Source organism: Halorhodospira halochloris, assembly GCF_002356555.2.
In the GTDB taxonomy this organism is placed as follows: domain Bacteria; phylum Pseudomonadota; class Gammaproteobacteria; order Nitrococcales; family Halorhodospiraceae; genus Halorhodospira; species Halorhodospira halochloris.
Genome location: NZ_AP017372.2, coordinates 756,237 through 780,557, shown reverse-complemented (window position 1 = coordinate 780,557; position 24,321 = coordinate 756,237). Strand labels below are relative to the sequence as shown.

The following is a 24,321-nucleotide window of genomic DNA, read 5'->3' as shown; positions in this document are numbered from 1 at the left end:
CTGCGCTCATACGACTCGAGGCAATTCACCGCAGGGCGACAGCCCGAGCCGTCCGCTAGGCTTACTTCTTGGTGGATGAATCGTCGTCTTTTACTTCCTCAAATTCAGCATCGACTACATCCTCATTGCCACCACGTGACCTAGCGGATGATTCGCCTCCTTCACCAGCGCTGCTGAAGTCTCCAGCCCCGCTGGCGGCAGCATCAGCACCAGCCTCTGACGATTGTTGCTGATAGGCCTTCTCAGCAAGCTTGCCCGATTTTTCCGCCAAGGCCTGGGTCTTCTGCTCAATTTCCTCTTTGTCTTCGCCCTCCACGGCCTTTTCGAGATCGCTTATAGCCGATTCAATATCCTGTTTCTCGCTCTCACTGACTTGCTCGCCCAGCTCGGAGAGCGATTTGCGAGTAGCATGGATCATGCTATCCGCTTGGTTGCGGGCCTCTACAAGCTCACGCTGACGTTGATCCTCTTCGGCATACTGTTCAGCCTCTTTGACCATACGATCGATCTCATCGTCGCTCAGTCCCGAAGAGGCTTTAATCTCTATGCCGGTCTCCCGACCTGTGGCCTTATCCTTAGCAGAGACATGCAGGATACCATTGGCATCGATATCAAAGGTGACCTCGATCTGCGGTACTCCGCGCGGTGACGGCGGTATATCAGTCAAATCGAAGCGGCCGAGTGACTTGTTGTCCTTGGCCATCTCACGTTCACCTTGCAGCACGTGCACCGTAACGGCAGTCTGATTATCCTCGGCCGTTGAGAAGGTCTGCTGCGCCTTGGTCGGGATGGTGGTGTTCTTCTCTATGAGCTTGGTCATCACCCCACCAAGGGTCTCAATGCCGAGCGACAGCGGGGTCACATCTAGCAACAGGACGTCTTTGACGTCACCACCTAGCACCCCGGCCTGAATGGCTGCACCAACTGCCACTGCCTCATCCGGATTGACGTCCTTGCGCGGCTCTCTGCCGAAGAACTGTTTTACCTTCTCCTGCACCTTGGGCATCCGCGTCTGACCACCGACAAGAATCACTTCGTCGACATCAGACGCCGACAGACCGGCATCTTTAAGGGCGGTCTTGCACGGTTCGATGGTTCGATCAACCAAGTCCTCAACCAGCGACTCAAGCTTTGCGCGCGTAAGCTTGATAGCCAGGTGCTTAGGACCGCTCTGGTCAGCGGTAATATACGGCAGGTTAATCTCAGTCTGCTGGCTTGAGGTAAGCTCAATCTTCGCCTTCTCTGCCGCCTCGCGCAGGCGCTGTTGAGCAAGGTGATCCTGACTCAGATCAATTCCTTGATCCTTCTTAAACTCTTGCACCAAATACTGAATGATCCGGTTGTCGAAGTCCTCGCCGCCGAGGAACGTGTCACCAGAGGTGGACATGACCTCGAACTGCTTCTCGCCGTCCACCTCGGCGAGCTCGATGATAGAGACGTCGAAGGTACCGCCACCCAGGTCGAATACCGCTACCTTCTTATCGCCACCTTCCTTATCCAGGCCATAGGCCAGTGATGCGGCGGTCGGCTCATTGATTATCCGCTTGACCTCAAGACCGGCGATTTTACCCGCATCCTTGGTGGCCTGACGCTGCGAATCGTTGAAGTAGGCCGGCACAGTGATTACCGCCTCGGTAACCTCCTCACCGAGATAATCTTCGGCGGTGCTCTTCATCTTTTGCAGGGTACGCGCCGAAACCTCCGGCGGGGCCATTTTCTTACCCTGCGCCTCAACCCACGCGTCGCCGTTATCCGCCTTGACGATCTTGTACGGCATCTCTTTGATATCGCGCTGTACGACATCTTCATCGAAACGCCGACCGACAAGGCGCTTGACTGCATGGATGGTGTTTTGCGGGTTGGTTACCGACTGCCGCTTAGCCGGCGCTCCGGTTAGAACCTCACCATCGTCGGTGAAGGCAACCACCGAAGGGGTAGTACGATCACCTTCCGCGTTCTCAATAACGCGGGTTTTGTTACCTTCCATGACCGCTACACACGAGTTTGTCGTGCCCAGGTCGATGCCGATTATCTTACCCATAGTTGGCTCCTGCTAATTGTTCGTTGAATTCGGGCCTATAATCCTCTCTGAGCCCTAATTGCGGGGTGAAGTTGTGCTTTTCAAGCCCTAAAGGAAATTTTTTTCACCGCGCAGTATGGCTAACCGTCATCAAACGCTCTCATCGACCGAACCACCACTTTGCCCTCCAGGTGCATCGTCAGCCTTCTTGGCGACAACCACCAAAGCCGGGCGCAGCAGTCTCTCCTCTAGTCGATAGCCCTTCTGCACCACATGAAGCACAGTATTGGGCTCCTGATCATTGCTCGGCTGAGCCGCCATCGCCTCATGATAATCAGGATTGAAGCGCTCACCTTGCGGATTAATCTCCTCAATCTGCGAGCGCTCGAAGACCTGGTTAAGCATCTTGAGGGTGAGCTGCGATCCCTCAAGGAGCTTCGCCCGGTCAGCCTCCTCATCCTCGGCAGCCTGCACTCCCATCTCCAAGCTGTCTTTAACCTGCAGCAACTCGGAGGCAACCTTTTCCAGCCCCTGACGCTTGGCCTGCTCGACGTCTTTCTGCGCCCGGCGCTGCATATTCTCCATCTCAGCGCGGATGCGCAATGCTTGATCACGGTGGGTTTCAACCTGCTGGCGGGCCTCAGCCAGTTCCGCTTCGAGCTGCTCTATACGCGCTTGCAACTGGGCAGGGTCCTGCTCCTCGGCATTGCCGCCCTGCTGCTCAGCTTCAGGCTGCTCGGAATCAGCCAGATCATCTTCGCTACCTTGCACCCCCCCCTGTTGTGTAGTGGTCGCGCCATCAACCTCGGGGGAATCCGCGGCAACCTCCCCAGAAGCAGCACTGTCTGCGCTAGCCTCTGCACTACTTTCCTGCGCTTCGGCTGCGCCGATAAAATCACCTTCTATTGCAGTATCAGGACTAGATCCGGCACTGCCATCTCGCTGATTCTCTGTGGCGGCCGAATCTGACCCACCGTGCGAGCCGTGCGCAGACTTATCAGCCGATCCGGTCTGCTCCTGTCGATGATGATCATTTCCACCAGCTACCTGTTGCTCTTCTTTGTTCGCCTCATGAGGGCTATCTCGATGTTTATCGCTCATAGCATGCTCCGCTGAATTGAGCCCTTGCGTGGTGTATTCGTACGGCATAACTCGCCGGCACAGAGCCAGCGAGGCCATTAGCTATATGGTTGCACTTCCTTCTGGCTGCTTTTTGGGGGTTCAGCGACTAGGATTCAAGGCCGCGCCCAACAATCTGGCAGTAACATCGACGATCGGCACAACCCTGTCGTAAGGCATCCGGGTAGGCCCAATAACTCCAAGAACACCGGCAGGCTCGCCTTCCACGGCATAACGCGTCGTCACCAAAGACAAGCCATCAAACAGATCGTAGCCAGCTTCATTGCCGATATATATCTGAACCCCCTCGGCACAGGCGCAGCGGTCTAACAGGTGAAGTATGTCCCGCTTGCGGGAAAGCGCGTCAAAGAGTTGTCGTAACCGTTCGACATTCGAGAGCTCCTCAAGCTCCATCAAATTGGTCTGCCCGGCAACGACGTAACCTTCCTCATCCAGCTCTGGAGCAAAGGCCTTGCCTCCTACCTCCGCAGCCTTGCTCATCAATTCATCGAGGCGGAACTGGTCGGCGCGCATCTCATCAATCAGGCGTTCGCGGATAGCAGCGATTTCCAGGCCGGCAAACTCCTCATTCAGAAAGTTGGCGATCTGCTGCAGCTCAGAATCACTATGCTCACGATCGACCTTGATTACCCGGTTTTGCACCTCACTCTCATTGATCACCAGGATCGCCAAGACCCGCTTACCGGAGAGGGGCAGGAACTCGACATGGCGCAAAACCGCCCACTCGCGCCGTGGCAAGGTTACCACCCCGGCCAGCTGGGTAAACCGCGACAGCAGATTGGAGGCGGAATCGACCAACCCCTCGCTACCCTCCTGCCGGTCCCGGCTCAGGCGACGGCGCAGCCTTTCAACAGTATCGTCAGCCATGGGCTGGATCTGGAGCAGGCAGTCAACGTAGAACCGCAACCCGCGCTCTGTGGGGATACGTCCCGCCGATGTATAAGGAGCCGTAATGTAACCCTGCTCCTCAAGATCAGCCATGACATTCCGCACTGTCGCGGGGCTTAAAGGTAGCTGCGCCTCTCGAGCAAGGATACGCGAACCCACTGGCTTACCATCGCGGATATAGCGATGCACCAAGGCTCGCAAGAGAGTCCGCGCACGTTTGTTAAGCTCTTGATCATGCGGCGGGCTCATGGGGTTATGCTTCCTGGCTGATTGGCCATAGCAACCTTTCTGCGAAAGGAATCAGGCAATTTAGCAACCACCGATGCAGCCGTCAATTGGCCACCAGCTAAGGCCATGCTAACCTTCCCGCCATGACAGAGAGCTTTTGCACATTTAAATCCGTCGGCATCATCGGCAAACCTGGCGACCCCGCAGTATGCCAGCTACTCGAACAGCTACTGCCAATCCTTAAGGAACATGGCTGTAGGGCATACATCGACGCCTCATCGGTAACCAACAACGGCTACTGCGAGAATTTGCGAGTACCTTTTGCTGAACTGCTGGATAGCTGCGAGTTGATTATCGCCATCGGCGGTGATGGCACCCTGATCCATGTCGCCCGCGCCCTTGCTGGCAGACCCAACATTGCCCTCATGGGTATCAACCGCGGCAGGCTCGGCTTTCTCGTCGACGTCCACCCAGATAACCTCAGAGAGGTGGAGCAAGTCCTAACCGGCAACTACGTGATCGACGAACGCTTCCTGCTGACCGCCCAAGTTCACCATAACGGGGCGCACAAAACCACCCAACCTGACAGCGCAGTAGCCGTAAACGAGGTCTCCATTCACCGTTGGAACACATCCCGGATGATCGAGCTCTCCACTTGGGTCGACGGCGAGCCACTAAGCGATCATAGGGCAGACGGCCTTATTGTCTCCACCCCCACCGGCTCAACCGCTTATGCTCTAGCCGGCGGCGGTCCGATTGTACACCCGAATTTGCATGCTATGGTCATGGTGCCGGTCAACCCGCACTCATTAAGCAATCGGCCGCTGGTCATAGACAGCAGAAGTCAAGTGGAGATTGAGGTCCATGCAGAGTTTATCGATCGGGTCAGGGTAAGCTGTGATAGCCAGCAGGATCTTGCTTTAAGCCCGGGGAGCAGAATTATAGTCAGGGCTCATCCAACTCCGCTGAGCATGATTCACCCCCCCGGATATAGTTACTTCAACCTGTTAAGGGCTAAGCTAGGCTGGGGAGGACCCCCACGAGAGCTACATGCCAGCGCTTAAGTAGGGGCGCCATGCTGAGAGAAATACACATCCGTAACTTTACAATAGTCGAGGAACTAGATCTTGAACTCGGTGCAGGGATGAACGTCCTCACCGGCGAGACAGGGGCAGGGAAATCGATACTCCTCGACGCTATTGGCCTATGCCTAGGTGACAGGGCGACGGCAGACGTCATCCGCCCCGGCAGCGAGAAGGCTGAAATCACAGCCATATTCGATCCGCCGAGCGATTCTGGACTTAGCGCATGGCTTACCGAACAAGAGCTAACAGCCGAAGACGAACTCATTATCCGGCGGGTAATCCAAAAAAGCGGCCGCTCGCGTGGGTATATAAACGGCGTCCCGGTGGGCCTGCAGATGCTTCGCTCACTTGGCGAACATCTAATCGACATCCATGGCCAGCATGCCCACCAGTCACTTCTGCGTGCCAACGCCCAACGCGCCCTGCTGGATGGCTTTGCCAACACCCATCAGCGGCTGCCGGTCGATCAAATCGCTGAGCTATACCGGCAATTGAAAGCAATCGATCGTGAACTAGATGAGTTAAGCAGCAGCGAACAGAATTATGAAGATCGCCTGGCACTCCTGCGCTATCAGGTTGAAGAGCTGGACAGTGTGGTTCCCGGCGAGCAAGGCATAGCCGAGGTGGAGAACGAACATCGACGTCTTGCCCATGCAGAGGAGTTGCTACGCCAAGCCCACAGCCAGCTGGATAATCTTGGTGACGATGAGCAATCCGCACAAGCACTCATAGGTCGTGCCCTGCGCGAGCTTGAGGAGCAGCGGGGAATAGACCCCTCGCTCAACGAAGCTTGTGAGTTATTCGAAACAGCCCTGACCTACCTGCAGGAAGGCTGCCAGGCTCTGCGCAGTTTTACTGATACACTGGAACCCGACCCACAGCGCTTGTCTGAACTTGATCAAAAGATAAGCGACCTACGCGACTTGGCCCGTAAGCACCGGGTCGAAGTCGATGAGTTGCCCGAGACACTCAGCAGACTCCAAAACGACCTCTACCAACTGGAAAACGCTGAGCAGCGTATAGCAGAACTGCGCCAGCAACGCGATGAGGTGCTTGAGAATTACCGTCAGGCAGCAGCCGAGCTATCAGCGCTGCGCCAGCATTACGCCACGACCCTCGCTGCAGAAGTCGGTGAATTACTCGGTGAATTAGGCATGGCTGGGGCTGAATTGATCGTGGCGGTTGAGCACAACCCTGAAGGATATCCAACTGCCCACGGGCTTGACCATGTAGAGCTCAAGGTCCGCACCAACCCAGGCCACCCCCCAGGCCCGTTGGCCAAGGTGGCATCAGGGGGCGAACTATCCCGCTTGGGACTAGCGCTCCAAGTGGCCACAGTCTCCGGTTCGTCCTCTGTGCCGACGCTAATCTTCGATGAGGCTGATACCGGCATCGGTGGAGCCGTAGCAGAGGTTGTTGGCCGCCTGCTGCGGACTCTGGGGCAGCGCTACCAGGTCCTCTGCGTAACTCATCTGCCGCAGGTTGCCTCCCAGGCAAGCCATCACTTTAACGTCGCAAAGGCCCAGGATGGACAAGCGACAAGCGCCTCGGTAACCCAGCTTGATGATGATGGGCGCATCGAAGAACTGGCTCGTATGCTTGGCGGCTTGCAAATCAGCGATCATGAGCGGGGAGCAGCACGGGAAATGCTACAGCGCGGAACCGATAGGCGCCTTTAAGATTTCCCCTGAGCCAATTGGCGGCCCCAGGGGTGGAGGACGCCGTGAATCCATCCCTGGAGGCTTCATGGCGCCATCCCTGGCGCCAAGACCTCCACCCCTGGGGCCGCCAATTGGCTCAGGGGAAATCTTAAAGGCGCCTGATAGGGGCTGCTGAAGATGTTCAAGTTAGGGGTGTGTTAGCATATATCAGGTGAAAGCTAACAAAAGAGGAGCTTTATGCCGACAATCAGCCGCAGCGCAGTAGTGCCCTACACTACCGAAGAGATCTACGATCTAGTCAACGATGTGGCCAGCTACCCCGAGTTCATTCCGTGGTGCAAGCGCTGTGAGATCATATCCACCAGCGAGCACTCGACCCGGGCTCGGATGACCTTTGCTAAGAGCGGCGTAGAGAAATCACTGGTAACCGAAAACACCCACGAGCGCGGTAAGAGCATTGACCTGAGACTGGTTGATGGCCCTTTTCGGCATCTCAGGGGCCATTGGCGCTTCTACGACCTTGGCGATGGTAACTCCAAAGTGACTCTAGAGATGGATTTCGAGTTCTCTAACAGATTAGTCGCCTATGCCTTCGGGAAATTCTTCACTCAGCTATCCGGCAGGCTTGTAGACGCCTTTGTCCAGAGGGCGCAAGAGATATACGGAAAGCGGCATGGCTAATGAGGGCAGCGCAGGTAAATCATTCCCCAACCTAGACCAAGGGGCAGGAGAGAACAAGGACACAACCGCTCCAACTATCCAGGTCGAGGTGGCTTACGCTCTCCCGCATCAACAGACAGTGCTAGACGTCAGACTGCCCACTGGCAGCACTGTAAACGACGCCATCCAGGCATCCGGGATACTTGAGCACCACCCGCAGATAGATCTAGCCGAACAAGCGGTGGGAGTCCACGGTCAAGTTACCAAACCCCAAACTGCCCTGCGTGACGGTGATCGTGTCGAGATCTACCGCCCTCTGCTTATCGACCCCAAAGAGGCGCGCCGCCAGCGGGCATCAGGTCAATCATCCTCGGGCCAGTGATCCTCTATCTCGGCTACCTGACCTTGCTCGAAGAAAATAGTTAGTCTTTTGTTTGCCTCATCCTCACGGTCGGCACCGCTATACCTGTATATGTAGTCCCACCGCTCCTCAGCGAAAGGATGCTCAAGGACTGGACGCCCTAGTATCTGCTCAACCTGGGCTTGACTCATCCCAGTCTCAATTCGGTCGATGTCCTCGCGCTCCAGCATATTGCCCTGCTCTATCTCGAGAGGCTGGGCAAAAGGGAAACCGCCACCACATGCCGCTAGAGACACCCCTGCGACTAAGCATAATAAGAACAATTTGCATTTGGCTATGTTTTTCATAGTGCCTATGATATCCTATACAGGTTGGGTATAGACAGTGATTAAAGGGGGCGCTGTGGACGCATCAGGATTACGCAAAGCGGGTTTGAAGGTAACTTTGCCGCGGATGAAAATACTTGAGATCCTCGAGCAAAGTAGGCAACGCCACGTCTCAGCCGAGGACGTCTATCGCTCACTATTGGATGCAGGGGAAGACATAGGCCTAGCAACCGTTTATAGGGTGCTTACTCAGTTTGAAAATGTCGGCATCGTCGTTCGACATAATTTCCAAGGGAACCATTCGGTCTTTGAACTGAACGACATCAACCATCACGACCACATTGTCTGTACCAATTGTGGCCGGGTTGAGGAGTTCGTTGATGATACCATCGAAAAGCGTCAACGCGAGACAGCAAATGGGTGTGACTTTCGCATGACCGGACACTCGCTAATCCTCTACGGATTGTGCGCTGAGTGTCGCGAAGACGGCGAGACAGAGGAATCCACGGCAGATACAGCCTACTACGAACGCTAAGTAGTTAATCCAGCCACCGCTCTCTAAGACGCGGTGGCCTTCTCTAACTTAGGCTAGCCAGGCAAACCACAATAAAAGTATAATCACAGCAGTGAGTAAGAAAGCAGGAAAAAGCAAGGCAGGCGGCGGGAATGTTATAGCCGTAAACCGCAAGGCGGGATTTGACTATTTCATCGAAGAGCGCTTAGAGGCTGGCCTCGCTCTTGAGGGCTGGGAAGTCAAGTCCATGCGCGAGAAGCGCGTTAATCTCACCGAGAGCTATGTTTTAGTACGACGAGGAGAGGCGTGGCTAGTCGGGTGCAACATAACTCCGCTGAGCACCGCCTCGACACATATCCGCCCTGACCCGACCCGCACTCGCAAGTTATTGCTGCACCGGCGTGAAATAAGTCGGCTGGCTGGTTCTGTGGATCGCGCTGGATACACAGTTGTCCCACTACAACTCTACTGGAAACGGGGCAAGGCAAAGCTGGAGATAGGCCTAGCCAAGGGCAAGCAGAAGCAAGACAAGCGCGCCGATAAGAAGGAAAAAGACTGGCAAAGACAGCGCGAGCGCCTACTAAAACATAAGGTTTGACTGCTAGGGGAATTTAGATGGAAGTCGCATCAGCATTCGTAGCATGGTTCTACGATATTCTCGCCTTCTTCGGCTACACCCATCCGGTGCACCCGATATTCGTGCATATCACCATCGGCCTAGTTGTAGCGGCGATGGTCTTTGCATTAATTGCCCTGGTACCCCAGTACAACAGATACGCTATCACTGCCCGTGACTGCGTGACTTTCGCCTTCATTTCAGCCGTACCCACCATGCTGGTTGGGCTGATGGACTGGGTGCACTACTTTGGCGGCCACCTCAGCTCGCTGTTTAAAATCAAGATCACCCTGGCACTGATCCTCATACCCCTGCTTGGCTTAGCTGTATATCTTCACAGCAAACTAAATATCCGCTCGATCTTGCTCCATATCGTCTATCTGGCTGGCTTCGTAAATATCGTCCTGCTTGGTTACTACGGCGGTGAACTTATCCACGCCTCAGCCACACCACATGCAGAAACCGCAGCCGATGAAGATCCAGACCGAGATCCCGACGCGGTAACCTACTCCCAGGTAAGCCGTATCATGCAGAACCAGTGCGTACACTGTCACAGTCGGCATAACGATCTCGGTGGTCTCGACCTCAGCTCCTACGACGCCCTAATGGAGGGCGGGGATTCCGGAGCTGTAGTAGAACCGGGAGAGCCACAAGAAAGCCTCTTAGTGCTTATGCTGGACGGGAGCGAAGAGCCGCTTATGCCACTTGGTGGACCTGAGCTGCCGCAGAGCGATATAGACACGATTAGCAAATGGGTTGAAAAAGGGGCAGAACGTTAATAGGCGAGAGAGAGCACTAAAGTTGAACTTGAAGCCAAGAACAATTGTCTATATATTTGAGTTTAGCTGAGGGGGCGACATGGCTTCGACGCGGGTCGCGAAACCCGAGGTGCATGCCGAGGTGACAGTCTACCTCGTAAAACAGGCTGTAAGCTTAAAATAGTTGCCAACGACGACAACTACGCTCTAGCGGCGTAACACCCGCTAGCTGCTCACGGTCGGTGCCTGTGCCGGTCGCCGAGCAGTCATAGACACAGGCTAGTGCCAGGGGATAGGTCCGGTCCTCTGGTGCGAACCCCAAACGGGCTCGCTATCGGGACGCCCTGCCGGTCGGGCACCCGGTAGTTAAACAGAATAGATCCGGCTAAGCATGTAGATCCGAGGGCGTAGCTCCTGCGGACGCGGGTTCGATTCCCGCCGCCTCCACCAAATAAACGTGACAAGATGTGCCACAAACTCCCCCCAAGCCCGCGCCACGCGGGCTTTTAAAGAAACCAAGCTATGATAGTTGTCGCTTTTGCCCACCACTCAAGACAACCAGGCTACTGACAGAGGCGCCTTTCCCCATAACGTCGCTATCACGAGTTTGTCGCGTACATTGCATTGTTAAGCCATCTTTTGCCAATGAGTGACATCTTGAATCTCCGCCAACTCGTCCTTTTCAACTTGTTGTGTCTTATAAAGATCCCACCTGACCTGAAGGTTCAACCAGAAATCAGCCGAAACACCAAAGAATCGAGCCAAACGAAGCGCGGTGCTGGGCGTAATACCACGCTTCTGATTAACTAGCTCATTAACCCTCTGATAAGGCACATGAATGGCATCTGCTAGTTCGCGCTGCGTAATTTGCATTGGACGCAGGAACTCCTCTACCAGCATTTCACCGGGATGAGTCGGCTGCCTATGTATGAACTACTCCCGCCAAGCTTACGCTACGGCGTGAGTTTCGCGCTTCGACGGGAGTGCCGATTCATCCAGAGGATGACCCGGTCTGACCTCCCTCCACGCATCGGCCGGTTCCCGGCCGGATAAACTCCGCTCCAGCCAAGCCAACAGCACCCGAGCGGCGTTCTCGTCCCGTGAACAGGACGTTCCGCAAGGGCAGCTGTGCCAGCGTTGACTGAGCGGTTTCTTCTCTTGCTGCCCGCATGCGTGGCAGGTCTGCGAGGGCTTGATCTGCCGCGTCGGGGCCTCCACCGCCCAAGCACCAGCTTCTTCCGCTTTGAGCTTGAGCAATTGATGGAAGGCCCCGAATCTTACCAATCAGCTCTGCGACTTCCGCTCTTCCTTCCTTCCTCGGCTATTAGTTGATGTAAGGTTTTGGGAAGATAACTTAAAGACTTATCCACCACTCCCCCCACTGCCTGCTCCCGATGAGGAAGAACTCGATGCGGCAGCCGCACCAGTCGTGGGGCCAAGCAACTCTCTAATACCACCGACAGATCCCATGAGGCTGGTAGCCTCCAGCGGAATAAAGACACGCTCACCTTCTTGAGCCACTTTTGGCAATGTCTCCATGTACTCCTGGGCAATAAGATAGCGCATGGCATCACGCGCCTCTAATCCTTCTGTACCCGCGGCGGCTTCCAGAATCTGTTGTATAGCGCGCTTTTCACCTTCCGCACGCTGTACCGCCGCCTCCTTATCACCTTCTGCCTTGAGAATCTCCGCTTGCTTATATCCCTCTGCCTCCCTGACTTCAGCTCTTCGGGCGCGCTCGGCAGCCATTTGCTTATTCATGGCCTCGCGGATATCGTCAGGAATATCGATATCCCGGATCTCCACGCGGTTTACTTTTACCCCCCATTTGTTGCCTGCATCATCCATGGTGTTCTGCAGACGAGCATTTATCTCTTGACGCGACTCGAATATCTGATCGAGTTCCATGCGGCCGATTTCTGAACGTAGCGATGTTTGAGCTAAGGTCTGTACAGCTAAAACTAGATTTTCTGCCCCGTAAATAGCCGCTTGGGCGTCCATTATCTGGTAATAGAGCACGCCGTCTATACGTACACCGACATTATCCTTGGTGATAACTTCCTGCTTGGGGAAATCAAGCACCACCTCGCGCAGATCGATCTTTTTTTCTGTGTTGATTGTCTTCTGGTTATCCCGGTAGCGGACGATGGTTATCGGTCGTGGTTGGTCAAGGATCGGGATGATTAGATTCAAGCCAGCGTTAAGGGTGCGATGATAACGGCCCAAGCGTTCAATCACCATGGCATGTCGCTGAGGCACTATAACCAGCCCTTTGATTATTATAATGATAAGCAGGACTGCTAACAGAACAATCAGCAGCGTGGTGATCTCGGGTATTGGGACATCACTGTTCATGAAATGATTCTCACTACCTAATCATTGGGGGTTACTATTGCCGTATTGCCTTCAAAACGAACAATACGCACTAGACTGCCATCTTTTAATGATTGATCAATGCTTGATGGGCGAGCCATAAACTCATCGCCGAAAACAGTAACACGCGCCTGGCCACCACTGTCGGTATAAACTTTGAATTGCTGCCCTCGAAGGCGCGGATCATCAAGGCTTTGAGATAGCTCCCCCGGGGTTAGCTTCTTCAATGCTTTTAGTGCCAGGGGGATCAACAGAACGCCTGAAAGGGCGGCACTAAGGATCTGGAATTCCCATGACAAACCTAACAAGGCCGCGCCCATGCCGAACAGAGCCATTCCGGCCATTGCCAGCAGCACTCCGCTTGCCCCACCGAAGAGCAGAAGGTCCACTAACAACAGGCCAATGGCCGAAGCTAACCAGATATTCCACGCGCTTATCATGATTTCCGGATTGTCATTATGCTCATTGTTCTGTCAATCAATTATCAGTGAGTGTGTTGCACGTGGTTTGCGAGACCACGGTGGTCTACGCCATCGACGAGGGCGCACAATTCCACCATACCCTAGATCGCAACCGTCTGCCAAAAACCGCAATACCCGAAAGCTCCGAACCCGATCTTGCAAAGACGAAGCAAGCCTTGCAACTTCCTCGCTAGCCACCGCCACCTGAGAGGCGCCATCCGCCGTGGTATCCAAACTCACCTTGATCTGATCTAGCGAACCCTTGCCCGACAGGGACTTCTACCCCGCAAGCTACGCCGAGCTAACCGGCGCGAGGTACGAGCGCCCGGTTGAGCGTTTTGTTAAGGGCGCTCCGTAAGGGAAAACGAAACTTTGTAGTACCGGATATCAACATGATCGACCATTTCTAGCGCATAGCTGAGCCTCTGATCTTCCCCGCGGCAAATCACAAGACCTCGTACCTTCTGGTCTTCTAGCGCAAGGTTTTTTTTGACCCATCCCATGTATCGCATGATTTGCCCTACCACTTGGTCCGAAGGGCGGCCCTTTTTTAGCTCAATAACGACAAGCGAATTATTGCGGCGATCTTCCGCAAGAATATCAATAGAACCAATGTCCGTGGTGTACTGCTGCCCAGTATTACCGTCCTCGTCGACATATACCTCGAGTTCACCCTTAAATATTCCGGAGAAGTTGGAGACGATAAATTCCTCGAGGTACTTCTCCAGAACAAACTCTGCTTGATTCTCGTAAGTCTCCCCATCCTCGCTCTTGGCAACTTCTAGCCCCGACCCCTCGACAAGGCTCTGGTATTGCGTTTCATCAATTTCTGCCAAGGTAGGCATGGGAAACACTACCGCACCAAAGTCCTTGTCTCTGGGTTCTTGGTGCCATGTCACAGGAAGGAAAAGACGGTGATCTACATCAGGATTTTTCCCAGCCTTGTAGAATGCTTTTTCTCTGACTGTACCAACGGCTGCGAGTATCTTTCTTCCACGCCGCGCTATAACGACATCGCCAGGCTCTATCTTGTGGCAAAATGACCACACCATATTAGTGATCAAGCCTTTGGTCTGTTGTGGCTTCTCAGGGTAGTGGTGGGCCACGACTTTTGCCAGCTCGTCACGACTCATGCCGGACACATCACCGAACTGAGACCAGCCAATTGAAATGACCTCCTTTTCGATATCAAAGCGCCACACCTTCTCGAAGAAGTCAGCCGGCTGAGAATCTATGGGGGCAATCACCCAATAACGTGGCATCTCGTCTCCTTTTTTTGATCTGGGCTCTTAACGGCTGAGCTGAACCACCGGGTGAAGGCGCCGCCAGGCGGCGTTACCCGGTCAGCTCCAGCTAATGGTCAGCGCGCTACAGTGCACAGTCCCGAGCCTCGTCCAAAGAGTCCGCATATGCAACTCAATCGGATAGGTTTTGGTAGGTGCGCCGGAGCCGCTCATGTTCGTCAACGAGGTCGTCATAGTCCTGCGTAAGGCTAAGGCACCTATCCGCTGCCACCCATTACATACGAAGCCTGCCACTGATTCCAGACGAAAGCTGCCACCTGAGCAGCGACCATAAATCCACACAGTGCGTGATAGCTAGTCTTAGCTTTTAGCTACCCAGTAGATATGCGTGTTCTTGAATCCTCCGCCAAATATGTACGGATTTTGGCAGCCAACAACAGCCGAGCTGCCCATCGACGATTGGGCCCGTCACGAGTTCGCCCACGCCCGCTGCGGCGACCGGCGCCTGCAGGAGCGGCTGATCACCGTCGCCCGTGACTTCGCCGCGCACAGCCAAGCCGATACACCCGAGGCCTGTGGCACACGAGCGCGCACGAAGGCAGCCTATCGGTTTCTGGCGAATCCGAGGGCGAGCATGCAGCAGCTGATCCGTTCGCACGCGCAGGCCAGCGCCGGGCGCTGCCGGCACCACGACGTCGTGCTGGCCGTGCAGGACACCACCACGCTCAACTACTCGGCTCCGACGATCACCGAGGGCCTCGGGCCGATCGGCAGCCGAGCCGACGGGGCGCAGGGGCTGATTGTCCACGACACCATGGCCTTCAGCACCGAGGGCACACCCCTTGGGCTGATCGATGTATATGCCTGGGCCCGGCACTGCGAGGACCGCGGCCTGCGCCGACTCTCTGGTGATTGTTATCTACCATATCGTTCTAACGTCGCAAATCAGCCGCGCGAGGAACGAGCGTCGGCTGAATGGCCTTGTTAGCTCTCCCGGGATTCCCGGACTGCCTCAAGTATGTCTGACGTTGTGGCGGTTGTACTTACTCCAGGCACGTCAAACGGCGACTTCGATTCCCTGGGCTTCGCACGGAGAGAAAACGTGCTACCGTCCTTTCTCCTGATTTCTACCTCTTCGCGCTGGGCCAGGACCAGCAATTTCGACAAGTTCTGCCGAGCTTCAGAGTATGTAAATACCTTCATCACGTTTACTCCAGTACCCTGATCCCAAGTTCTCTCGCCACCTGCCTCATACGACGATCAAGGGTCAATAACGGGCACGATAGTGCCTGAGCGCATTGCAGGAAATATGCGTCATAGGCGTAAATATCTTGATCCAGAGCAAGCTGCAGCGAGCTACGTATATCCGTGGACACTAACCGCACCGGAATCCGTCGGACTGACTTCTCGGCCTCCAGAGCCTCTGAATACGAAAGTTGACGCCGCTTCACCATCGCAGAAAGGGCGTTGCCGATCTCATAGGGCAAAATTTCAGGTGCTAACGCTGACGCGTCGGCCGTCAGCGTGATGATGCGGTCTCTGTCTGGTTCATTCAGTGCAACCGCGAGGAAGATATTAGTGTCAGCGACGATGTCCATACGAACAATGTACAATGGGTTGGCGAGCTTGCCTAGGCCTTGTCACCGGAGTTCGTAAAGTTTCGGTGAGCAGGTAACTATCTCAGCTACAAAGCCGATTAGCGAAGTCACGCCTGAGCGGGTAGAGCCAGATGTCCTTGGTCGGCAGCCTTTGCTTGTGGCTTGTGCTCTTCTTGCCCCGCCCGGTTGTGCGACCCACCCACTGCCAGTTGGCCGCCTTGTAGCAGGTCCCGGTGTGGCGGGGCCATTCGACAAAGGTCTCAAGCAGCACCGGTTGAAAGCCGTAACGCTGCTGCCAATCTAGCGGCAATTGCCGCGCTGCAAGCCCCAGGATTTTTGAGGCAAGCCCACGCACCTGCACCCAGGGCAGGATCAAAAAGCGTGTATTGTTGACCACAAGGGATAGATTGCGCTCGCGTTGCTCGCTGCTCCAGCCGATAAACCGCTCACGGTCGGCGAGCTTCCAGGCGCTGGCTCCGAAGCCGAGCAGCGCGACGAGTTGTTCTCCAGCGTAGACGTTATAGCGGATCTGGTGACCGTCTAATGGCGTGTAGCCTAGGTAGTGATAGCGGGCTATGTACTCATTCCAGCACCGTGATTGCGCCGCATTGCCCTGGACGATATGAAAGGTCGGTTTTGGCATCATGTTGACCGGCGTATTGAGAAGCGGCTGGGGGTCGGTTGCCGGCGTCGGGGGAAACGTGGCGCGCCGACGGCGCTTGCGCAGCCGGGATGGAGGTAGGGTGATCTTCCCCTGCTCGTGCAGTCGCAGCATCGCGACCCGGCAGCTGACATCGCAGAGCCGTCCGTTGGCACCGCGCCAATCCAGGGAACGCCGGAGAACCAGGCGGGTTTACTGTATATCAATCGGTTCATCCCCGCAGGCGCGGGGAACGCATACGAGTAGCAGATTTAATGACTACCGATGACGGTTCATCCCCGCAGGCGCGGGGAACGCCGAGAGTTCAAGCAACAAGGCTGTGCTGAACACGGTTCATCCCCGCAGGCGCGGGGAACGCGGGTTCGCTTTACGTCCTATGCCCCTACCGGACGGTTCATCCCCGCAGGCGCGGGGAACGCTTAATGGCTCTGATGCCACCTAACCAGCCTTTCGGTTCATCCCCGCAGGCGCGGGGAACGCCTCAAATCCTCTATCCGCACTTGCCATCGGCCCGGTTCATCCCCGCAGGCGCGGGGAACGCCTAAAGTAGCGCGCGCCAAACAGCTCCATCGCCGGTTCATCCCCGCAGGCGCGGGGAACGCTCCATTAGTGTATCTCCACAAAGACTCAAGGACGGTTCATCCCCGCAGGCGCGGGGAACGCTTGCCGTGGGACAAGGCTGGTGATCGGTTCATCGGTTCATCCCCGCAGGCGCGGGGAACGCTGATAGACACGGGCATCGTCCGGGCGCCAGGGCGGTTCATCCCCGCAGGCGCGGGGAACGCCGTACACGTCATACGGTGATGAACTGTTGCGCCGGTTCATCCCCGCAGGCGCGGGGAACGCGACCCGTTTCCCTGATCGCCCCGTGCCGTAATCGGTTCATCCCCGCAGGCGCGGGGAACGCGCAAGCAGCGGTGCGCCGTACAACCAGTGATACGGTTCATCCCCGCAGGCGCGGGGAACGCGTCGCGCTTGAAAATCAGCTTTCTACCGGCGAACGGTTCATCCCCGCAGGCGCGGGGAACGCTCTGTAGGCAGGTCGGTGGTTTGCAACTCAACCGGTTCATCCCCGCAGGCGCGGGGAACGCGCCTGCTGTCCGTACTCGCTCGGGTCTAAACTCGGTTCATCCCCGCAGGCGCGGGGAACGCCACTCATCTGACGGCTCACCGCCGCCGGTTATCGGTTCATCCCCGCAGGCGCGGGGAACGCTCTGGCGTGGCTTCAGGGTGTTCCGCGGCAAACGGTTCATCCCCGCAGGCGCGGGGAACGCGCGCCCAAACTCTTGTCGGTATAGACGCGGGATGGTTCATCCCCGCAGGCGCGGGGAACGCCAATGGCGATCCGGCTCATATTCCATGGGCAGCGGTTCATCCCCGCAGGCGCGGGGAACGCTGACGAAGAGCGTGTCCGCGAGCAGCTGAACGCGGTTCATCCCCGCAGGCGCGGGGAACGCAAGCATTGCAGGGACAAGCTCAGCACCCAACTCGGTTCATCCCCGCAGGCGCGGGGAACGCTATTCTTCGCTAGCGCGAATGGTTTCGTCGTCCGGTTCATCCCCGCAGGCGCGGGGAACGCGGATATGTTAGTCTCATCGGAAGATGAGGGTACGGTTCATCCCCGCAGGCGCGGGGAACGCGTCCGGTCGGGCCTCACTAAGACAGCCCCGACCGGTTCATCCCCGCAGGCGCGGGGAACGCTGGTTAGTAGTCTCGGAGGGCGTTAAGGATATCGGTTCATCCCCGCAGGCGCGAGGAACGCGGATTTGCATCGGTTAGCATGTCTTGCATTATCGGTTCATCCCCGCAGGCGCGGGGAACGCTGGAAACCGTAAGATTCAGTAGTCGTCTGTGCCGGTTCATCCCCGCAGGCGCGGGGAACGCTTTGACAGTGCTAAGATTGCTGTCGCTCATACCGGTTCATCCCCGCAGGCGCGGGGAACGCGAGTTACGGCTCGATGGAGGAGGTCGAGTCCGAGGTTCATCCCCGCAGGCGCGGGGAACGCGGTGTTGTGGTCCAATGGTAACGGACACCTCCAATGAGATACGCTAATCTTGGAGAGGAGGTGTTCAAAGATGAAAAGCAAGTCACCCAAAAAGTATAGCCAGCAGTACAAGACAATGGCAGTTAACATGCATCGCGAACAGGGCTATACCAAGACAGAGGTAGCTCGTCGTTTAGATCTTACTCGCGGCATGATTTATCGATGGGAGAGGGAGTTATATCCTGAAGAGTTTCAGAATAACTCAACAAACCACGGGCAAGCCCGAAAACCCTCTGCAGAGCTTGAAGAGGAAAACCGTCGGCTGCGGGAAGAAAACCGTAAGCTGCAAGAAGAAAGGGCGATATTAAAAAAGGCGGCAGCCTTCTTCGCCAACGAGCAGAACTGAAGTATCAGTTTATAGAGGCGGAGAAGGCAAACCACTCGATTTCCTTGATGTGCCGAGTTTTAAAAGCTTCGAGGAGCGGTTATTACGATTGGCTAAAGAAAGACAAATTTGACGCTTACCGCCATGAGCTAATCGAGCTAGTCAAAGATTTGCATGAGAAGAAGCGTCAGCGGCTCGGGAGTCGGCGGATGTCCCAGGAGCTATGCAAACGCGGCTACCAAGTTGGGCGATACAAGGCTCGCAGATTAATGCGTGAAGCGGGCGTAGAGTGCCGCCAAAGAAGACGAGTTAAGGTAACAACGGATAGTAAGCATGGCTATAAATGTGCGCCAAACCTATTGCAGCAACAGTTTGAAACCAGGGAGCCAAATTGCGTTTGGGTTGCTGATATAACTGCAATTTGGACCCTTAGTGGATGGATATACTTGGCTGCAGTTATGGACCTTTACAATCGCCAAATTGTCGGCTGGGCTATAGCCAATAATATGCGTGTAGAATTAACTCTAGATGCTCTTGAAATGGCAATAGAACGCTGTAATCCGGAACCCGGACTGGTGCATCATTCAGATCGCGGCAGTCAATATGCATCCACCATTTATCAAGATAGGTTACGACAAGAAGGAATGATTGCCTCTATGAGCCGCAAGGGCAACTGCTGGGATAACGCGGTTATGGAGCGTTTCTTCGGCAGTCTCAAAAGTGAATGGACCGATCATTGTCGTTACCAGGGATTTCATGATGCCAGCAAAGACATAGCTCAATTTATTGAATGGGAATACAACGCTGGCCGCGGCCATACCAGCTTGGAGGGCTTGGCCCCGGCGGAAGTATGCTGAGGTACGCTGCTAAAATTGGTGTCCGAAATCATTTGACCAGAACACGGCCCCTCGCTTCGGCGGGTGGTTCGGCACAACGGTTCATCCCCGCAGGCGCGGGGAACGCCCAGTCCGTCGATCTTGACAGTGCTAAGATTGCGGTTCATCCCCGCAGGCGCGGGGAACGCATTTCATCTTCGGGCATGGTAAACGTGCCGCTCGGTTCATCCCCGCAGGCGCGGGGAACGCCGATCGAGGCATGAGGAAAACGTTAGCCGAGACGGTTCATCCCCGCAGGCGCGGGGAACGCAAGAAGGCGCAGAGGCGGCGGCTAAAGACGCGCGGTTCATCCCCGCAGGCGCGGGGAACGCGCGCATTAGCGCGCATCACATCGTCTAAGCTCCGGTTCATCCCCGCAGGCGCGGGGAACGCTCAGTTTGCAAATCCAGCAGTGCATTAGCGCGCGGTTCATCCCCGCAGGCGCGGGGAACGCGTAGTGCGACGGCTCCGCGTCGGGGTACTTACCGGTTCATCCCCGCAGGCGCGGGGAACGCCCAAGCCGAAGCTGAGGAGAGCAGCGTCGGAGCGGTTCATCCCCGCAGGCGCGGGGAACGCATTTTGCCAGGAATGCCGGTTAATTGTCGCTGCGGTTCATCCCCGCAGGCGCGGGGAACGCACTTCCTATAACAAGATGATTTAAAAGGCCAAAACGAAAACTCTCGTTCGCACCAAGAAAATCAGCCTTCGACAAAAATGCCAGATTTTTAAAGAACCATGAAAAATCAAAATGTTACCCTTCCGCCTCCGGATCTGGAGCAAAGCGCACCAAACGTAGCCCCTCGTAATCGACTGGTACTCTTCGGTTTTTCCCGCACGTCTGGAACTCGAATCCGGATTCATGGCGACTCGACCACGCCATGACAACATTCCCATCTTCCACCAGGGCGTTGACCTGCTCCCAGATCATTTCTCTCACACGTCGATTCACATCACCGACATAGACGCCGGCCCGCACCTCCAGCAGCCAGATGGCCAGACGCCCCCTCAATCGAGGAGGCACCGCTTCCGTTACAACTACCAGCATAGCCAATGTTACTTGCTCCTGTGGCCGTGGTCACCGATGGATTTTGGCTCAGGAATAGCCGGGGGTTGAGCCTCGGGGGCTGGTGGCGGCGGGTCGATACCGCCGGCCTCCAGTAAATCTTCAATCAAGGGGATAAGCCTTTGCAGCACATGGGTATCCCGAAAGGAATCGCGACAAGCGATGCGTACAGCCCGATCGGGCTGAGCCGGATTCTGCGCTGCAACCCGAAAAGCCGCAGGCACGACGGTCTCGAATTTCACGATGTCGGCGACATCATAGACAAAGCTCTGTGGCTTGCCGGTGTGCAGAAACCCGATAGCTGGCGCATAACCCGCTGCCAGGATGGCGGCTTCACAAACTCCGTAAAGGCACGATGTGGCGGCCGACAAACACTTGTTGACGGGATCGGCGTTATCCCACTCGTTCGGGTCATAGCTCCGCCCTTTCCACTCCACCCCATACTTCTGCGCGAGCACCTTATACATCTTGCGGACTCGCGCGCCCTCGATACCACGCAACTGTTCCACCGAACGACGTTCCGGCGGCTCTTCCTGAAACCGCAACGCATACATCCGACGCACAACCTTCAGCCGGAGCTTCTCGTCTAGGGCCAACCTGGCCTGGTACAGCAACTTGTCCGAACGCGCTCCACCTGGCTGACCTGCTGAATAGAGACGCACCCCGGCCTCGCCAACCCAGATTAGCAGGGTTCCCACTGTTGCGGCGAGCTTGACTGCCGCGTGGGATATACGAGCGCCCGGCTCAAGGAGCAGGCAGGCCACCGAACCCACTGGGATGTGCATCCGCTCGCCATTGACCTCGTCGACGACGACGAAGGCGCCATCACGAACATCCAGCTGACCGCGTCCTACAAAGATCATGGAAACACGATCCTTGATGGGGATAGGTTTGAGTGGAACAAACTCGGTCGTCATTGGCTCATACCCGCCTTACCATCCACATCCCGCAACCAAAGGCGCGACTACGGCCAATACCTTCTGCCAGGGATTGCGCGAAGCGCTCAGGATCGTTCACTGTCAGTATACCCTGGAAATCGACGCTGCTGAAACGGATGTCACGCCCCTTGCGCCGGTGGACATGCTGCTGATAGCCGCTGACTTCGGGGGCGCTCTGGAGTGTGTAACCCGCCTTTTCGGACCTGCCCTTGTTGGCTAGCCAGCTCTGGGCCGCTTCGTCCATGTAGCACCGAATGGCCACCTTGTCGGTCACACCGTTATCCTTGGCGGCCCGCTTCGCATCCATCAGCACGTCATGGTGGCGGGAGTTCTTGCGGCCCTCTTCCCGTTTCGCCACCACCGGATTGGCTCGCAGCTTGAAAGCCAGCTGCTGCCCCGCAGACAGTTTGGGCTCGAACGACTTCACCTCACAGCTGAACAGCTCTGAATCGGCCTGCGGCTCCACCCGAGAAAGGACGTAGAAAAGCGGCAGACCTCGCGGTTTGCCCGACGATGAGTCAAAGGAATGCTCAAACTCCTGGCGGAACAGGAAGGGGCGCTCATCTTCTTCAGTGAAAAGTCGCCACAGCAATTGATGATTACGATAACTGTCACCCTCCAGCACCGGCATCAGGTTCTTAGGTGTCAGCGCTTGGGGATTGATATGGACACGCGAGAGAAACATCACGACTCCTCCCTCGTCTGGTGCCAATGCTCCGAGCGTGAGGCAAACTGCCATCGGCCTCGATGCAATGGCTCGTCATAGGGATAGCGGGTCTCCTGCGGCAGAATATCCCCGGCATCACCTTCCCACGCAAAGCTGACCTCCGCGTCAATTCCCAACCGACGCTTCTCGTCATCCTCCATCTTGGATCCAGTGAACCCGGGGAATTCTTCCGAGAGCGCTTCACGCACGCCTCCGGCACTAACGACACGGGGGTGCAATGGTGCCGCCAAGGGGCAGGATTTGCGGCCGAGATAGAGCATAAAACGAGGGTGGCGCAGGGCCTCGGCCATCTCATCCAGTGTCCACGGCGCCTCATCGGACAGCCGAATAGCCACCACCCAATACCCATCGCTGCGGTACTCGCGAGCCGAAAGGATCGTGTTCAGTTTATCCTTGGCCACCCCCAGCTCGTCGCGGCGGGTCAACCAGACCGCCTTTTTGTCATGACTTGGGACCTGGGCTGTGTGATAGTCACGAAGGAGCGTCCCCGCACTGCACTGCTTGACCGCCAACGTCACATTGTCACGCAATTGTGCCAACGTCGCCTCTTCCTCTCGCCGGATACCCAGTGCGGCGGCGAGGAGACCCAGAATGGCCGAACGGCCCGGGTAGGATGCTGAGGGACGGGTCGGCCCCACAGCGGCTTCCCCCCAGCTCGCCAGAGGGCCGTAAAGCCTGAAAACCAGATAATTCATGGCCAACCTCCTAGTTCTGCACCAGGAATGCCTTCAGTTCATCCAGGCTGCCTTCGCCCGCCACCGCATTCAGGACATAGTGCCCCTCGGCACACGGCCCATAGACCTTCTCGAACGACTCCCTTTGCCCTTCCAGCGCCTTGATGGCGGTACCCGCCTGATCCTGGCCGTAAACGGGCTTGAGGAAGGCGACGGACAACGAGCGTGGCTGCTGGCGGCCCTTTTCGACCAACACATATGAGGCGTAGGCCCGCGACCCAAAGCTGTTCTGCTTACCCTTGGGCGAGACCTTTACGGCAGCCTCGGTCAAGGCGGCGATGGCCTTATCAGCGAGCTCGACGTCACCACTCAGGTTGTCGATGAGCTGGTCGCGGTTGATGCAGACATAGCTGTAGAAAAGCCCCGCAGCGAAACCGGTCTCACCTATATGCCCCGCGCCCATGTCCTCCTCACCAAAGTTCAGGTCGTCTACGGCCGTGAAATAGTCATCCTCCACCGCCACCGGATGGACGGTGATAGCGTGGGCCACCTGACAAGCGGCTTCGACATTGAAGGCAGGGTGAGCGGCCAACATGCGGCCAAACAGGCCGATATCCGCCGCGTGAGGGTTCTTGCGCAACAACTTCAACTCATCTTCGGTCGGTGCGCGCTGCTCCTGGATCAGGGTCGCCACCAGTTCATCGACACCCTGACGCTCTTCGGGGCTGAGGTGGGCCAGCTGCTCAATTTCGGTGCCAGACTTCTGGATCTTCCCGAAGACGTTGGCGATGGCCCGCGCCCATTCCAGGGACTTCTTCTCCGCGATGCCGGCTCCGGTGAGTGCCTCGTACACTTCGGTGCCAAGCCGCTTGGTTCGCGTTCCGACATGACCGACCAAGGCATCCTCGAACAGCTCCGATGTTCGCCACGTCCGTTTGAGGCTCTGGGAAGAGACTCGCAGGCGATCGACGCCCCCCATGCGGGCGGTCTTCGGACGGCCGAGATCATCCCGGTTCAGGTTGGCCGGGGGATAAGAAGTCAGCAAGTGCAGCTGGATGAAAGTGCTCATGGTATTTCTCC

The 24,321-nt window shown here is 56.4% G+C and carries 24 protein-coding genes, 1 other RNA gene, 1 pseudogene and 2 CRISPR repeat arrays; of the genes and pseudogenes, 10 read left to right on the top strand and 16 right to left on the bottom strand.

Features of this window, described 5'->3' with window-relative positions; genetic code table 11:
- Positions 1–61 precede the first annotated feature (61 nt).
- The 3 genes from dnaK to hrcA form a co-directional block, all read right to left on the bottom strand.
- Entirely contained in the window at positions 62–2,041 is a 1,980-nt protein-coding gene (gene dnaK / locus HH1059_RS03760; RefSeq protein WP_096408458.1) for a molecular chaperone DnaK, read from the bottom strand.
- Between the two features lie 129 nt (positions 2,042–2,170).
- Positions 2,171–3,121, bottom strand: coding sequence for a nucleotide exchange factor GrpE (gene grpE / locus HH1059_RS03755; RefSeq protein WP_096410316.1), 951 nt, complete (start codon positions 3,119–3,121; stop codon positions 2,171–2,173).
- 120 nt (positions 3,122–3,241) lie between these two features.
- Positions 3,242–4,297, bottom strand: coding sequence for a heat-inducible transcriptional repressor HrcA (hrcA, locus tag HH1059_RS03750; protein WP_096408456.1), 1,056 nt, complete (start codon positions 4,295–4,297; stop codon positions 3,242–3,244).
- Between the two features lie 122 nt (positions 4,298–4,419).
- Between hrcA and HH1059_RS03745 the strand changes: the two genes are divergently transcribed.
- From HH1059_RS03745 to HH1059_RS03730, 4 genes are all read left to right on the top strand, one after another.
- On the top strand, positions 4,420–5,340 hold the full coding sequence (locus HH1059_RS03745) for an NAD(+) kinase (RefSeq protein WP_096408453.1): 921 nt from the start codon (positions 4,420–4,422) through the stop codon (positions 5,338–5,340).
- A gap of 11 nt (positions 5,341–5,351) precedes the next feature.
- Positions 5,352–7,040 (top strand): DNA repair protein RecN, encoded by a 1,689-nt coding sequence (gene recN / locus HH1059_RS03740; protein WP_096408451.1) that lies wholly within the window; start codon positions 5,352–5,354, stop codon positions 7,038–7,040.
- Positions 7,041–7,259: 219 nt separating this feature from the next.
- A complete protein-coding gene (locus HH1059_RS03735; RefSeq protein WP_096408448.1) occupies positions 7,260–7,703 on the top strand; it encodes a type II toxin-antitoxin system RatA family toxin in 444 nt (147 codons plus the stop codon).
- A complete protein-coding gene (locus HH1059_RS03730; RefSeq protein ID WP_096408446.1) occupies positions 7,696–8,064 on the top strand; it encodes an RnfH family protein in 369 nt (122 codons plus the stop codon). The genes HH1059_RS03735 and HH1059_RS03730 overlap by 8 nt, the downstream gene beginning before the upstream one ends.
- Here the strand turns inward: HH1059_RS03730 and HH1059_RS03725 are convergent.
- Positions 8,043–8,273 carry an outer membrane protein assembly factor BamE gene (locus HH1059_RS03725; protein WP_162549346.1) on the bottom strand — a complete coding sequence of 77 codons (231 nt, stop codon included), beginning with the start codon at positions 8,271–8,273 and terminating at the stop codon, positions 8,043–8,045. The genes HH1059_RS03730 and HH1059_RS03725 overlap by 22 nt on opposite strands.
- Before the next feature lie 172 nt (positions 8,274–8,445).
- On the opposite strand from HH1059_RS03725, the gene fur reads away from it, so the two are divergent.
- From fur to ssrA, 4 genes are all read left to right on the top strand, one after another.
- Positions 8,446–8,904 carry a ferric iron uptake transcriptional regulator gene (gene fur, locus HH1059_RS03720; protein ID WP_096408441.1) on the top strand — a complete coding sequence of 153 codons (459 nt, stop codon included), beginning with the start codon at positions 8,446–8,448 and terminating at the stop codon, positions 8,902–8,904.
- A gap of 82 nt (positions 8,905–8,986) precedes the next feature.
- Positions 8,987–9,481 carry an SsrA-binding protein SmpB gene (smpB, locus tag HH1059_RS03715; RefSeq protein ID WP_096408438.1) on the top strand — a complete coding sequence of 165 codons (495 nt, stop codon included), beginning with the start codon at positions 8,987–8,989 and terminating at the stop codon, positions 9,479–9,481.
- A 17-nt stretch (positions 9,482–9,498) separates the two neighbouring features.
- Positions 9,499–10,278 (top strand): c-type cytochrome domain-containing protein, encoded by a 780-nt coding sequence (locus HH1059_RS03710; protein ID WP_096408436.1) that lies wholly within the window; start codon positions 9,499–9,501, stop codon positions 10,276–10,278.
- Positions 10,279–10,348: 70 nt separating this feature from the next.
- Positions 10,349–10,707, top strand: a transfer-messenger RNA (tmRNA) gene (ssrA, locus tag HH1059_RS03705).
- Positions 10,708–10,884: 177 nt separating this feature from the next.
- Here the strand turns inward: ssrA and HH1059_RS03700 are convergent.
- The 5 genes from HH1059_RS03700 to HH1059_RS03680 form a co-directional block, all read right to left on the bottom strand.
- Positions 10,885–11,187: a HigA family addiction module antitoxin gene (locus HH1059_RS03700; RefSeq protein ID WP_276309285.1), complete on the bottom strand. Its 303-nt coding sequence runs from the start codon at positions 11,185–11,187 to the stop codon at positions 10,885–10,887.
- An 18-nt stretch (positions 11,188–11,205) separates the two neighbouring features.
- Positions 11,206–11,541, bottom strand: a complete 336-nt coding sequence (locus HH1059_RS03695) for a zinc ribbon domain-containing protein (RefSeq protein ID WP_096408430.1) — start codon at positions 11,539–11,541, stop codon at positions 11,206–11,208.
- Between the two features lie 78 nt (positions 11,542–11,619).
- Positions 11,620–12,612, bottom strand: a complete 993-nt coding sequence (locus tag HH1059_RS03690) for an SPFH domain-containing protein (RefSeq protein WP_170112997.1) — start codon at positions 12,610–12,612, stop codon at positions 11,620–11,622.
- Positions 12,613–12,629: 17 nt separating this feature from the next.
- Positions 12,630–13,070 carry an NfeD family protein gene (locus HH1059_RS03685; RefSeq protein WP_096408428.1) on the bottom strand — a complete coding sequence of 147 codons (441 nt, stop codon included), beginning with the start codon at positions 13,068–13,070 and terminating at the stop codon, positions 12,630–12,632.
- Between the two features lie 362 nt (positions 13,071–13,432).
- Positions 13,433–14,353: an endonuclease NucS domain-containing protein gene (locus tag HH1059_RS03680; RefSeq protein WP_096408425.1), complete on the bottom strand. Its 921-nt coding sequence runs from the start codon at positions 14,351–14,353 to the stop codon at positions 13,433–13,435.
- Between the two features lie 370 nt (positions 14,354–14,723).
- Here HH1059_RS03680 and HH1059_RS03675 point away from each other — a divergent pair, with 370 nt between their 5' ends.
- Positions 14,724–15,323 carry an IS4/Tn5 family transposase DNA-binding protein gene (locus HH1059_RS03675; RefSeq protein WP_162549345.1) on the top strand — a complete coding sequence of 200 codons (600 nt, stop codon included), beginning with the start codon at positions 14,724–14,726 and terminating at the stop codon, positions 15,321–15,323.
- A gap of 220 nt (positions 15,324–15,543) precedes the next feature.
- On the opposite strand, the gene HH1059_RS03665 is transcribed toward HH1059_RS03675, so the two are convergent.
- Positions 15,544–15,933 carry a type II toxin-antitoxin system VapC family toxin gene (locus tag HH1059_RS03665; RefSeq protein WP_096408418.1) on the bottom strand — a complete coding sequence of 130 codons (390 nt, stop codon included), beginning with the start codon at positions 15,931–15,933 and terminating at the stop codon, positions 15,544–15,546.
- A gap of 82 nt (positions 15,934–16,015) precedes the next feature.
- Positions 16,016–16,708, bottom strand: a complete 693-nt coding sequence (locus HH1059_RS03660; RefSeq protein WP_096408415.1) for a Druantia anti-phage system protein DruA — start codon at positions 16,706–16,708, stop codon at positions 16,016–16,018.
- 93 nt (positions 16,709–16,801) lie between these two features.
- A CRISPR array of direct repeats spans positions 16,802–18,600; the repeat unit is 29 nt; unit sequence CGGTTCATCCCCGCAGGCGCGGGGAACGC.
- Positions 18,601–18,670: 70 nt separating this feature from the next.
- On the opposite strand from HH1059_RS03660, the pseudogene HH1059_RS03655 reads away from it, so the two are divergent.
- A pseudogene (locus HH1059_RS03655) lies at positions 18,671–19,821 on the top strand (IS3 family transposase).
- 76 nt (positions 19,822–19,897) lie between these two features.
- A CRISPR array of direct repeats spans positions 19,898–20,476; the repeat unit is 29 nt; unit sequence CGGTTCATCCCCGCAGGCGCGGGGAACGC.
- Positions 20,477–20,590: 114 nt separating this feature from the next.
- On the opposite strand, the gene cas2e reads toward HH1059_RS03655, so the two are convergent.
- Genes cas2e through cas7e form a run of 5 tightly spaced genes read right to left on the bottom strand, consistent with a single transcriptional unit; the run spans position 20,591 to position 24,310 of the window.
- On the bottom strand, positions 20,591–20,884 hold the full coding sequence (gene cas2e / locus HH1059_RS03650; RefSeq protein ID WP_420809697.1) for a type I-E CRISPR-associated endoribonuclease Cas2e: 294 nt from the start codon (positions 20,882–20,884) through the stop codon (positions 20,591–20,593).
- Between the two features lie 8 nt (positions 20,885–20,892).
- The gene (gene cas1e, locus HH1059_RS03645; RefSeq protein ID WP_096408410.1) at positions 20,893–21,819 is read right to left on the bottom strand and encodes a type I-E CRISPR-associated endonuclease Cas1e; all 927 of its coding nucleotides are present in this window, start codon (positions 21,817–21,819) and stop codon (positions 20,893–20,895) included.
- A 4-nt stretch (positions 21,820–21,823) separates the two neighbouring features.
- Positions 21,824–22,525 carry a type I-E CRISPR-associated protein Cas6/Cse3/CasE gene (gene cas6e / locus HH1059_RS03640; protein WP_096408408.1) on the bottom strand — a complete coding sequence of 234 codons (702 nt, stop codon included), beginning with the start codon at positions 22,523–22,525 and terminating at the stop codon, positions 21,824–21,826.
- A complete protein-coding gene (gene cas5e, locus HH1059_RS03635; protein ID WP_096408405.1) occupies positions 22,525–23,262 on the bottom strand; it encodes a type I-E CRISPR-associated protein Cas5/CasD in 738 nt (245 codons plus the stop codon). The genes cas6e and cas5e overlap by 1 nt, the downstream gene beginning before the upstream one ends.
- 10 nt (positions 23,263–23,272) lie before the next feature.
- Complete coding sequence (gene cas7e / locus HH1059_RS03630) at positions 23,273–24,310, bottom strand: type I-E CRISPR-associated protein Cas7/Cse4/CasC (protein ID WP_096408403.1); 1,038 nt, start codon at positions 24,308–24,310, stop codon at positions 23,273–23,275.
- Positions 24,311–24,321: the final 11 nt, after the last annotated feature.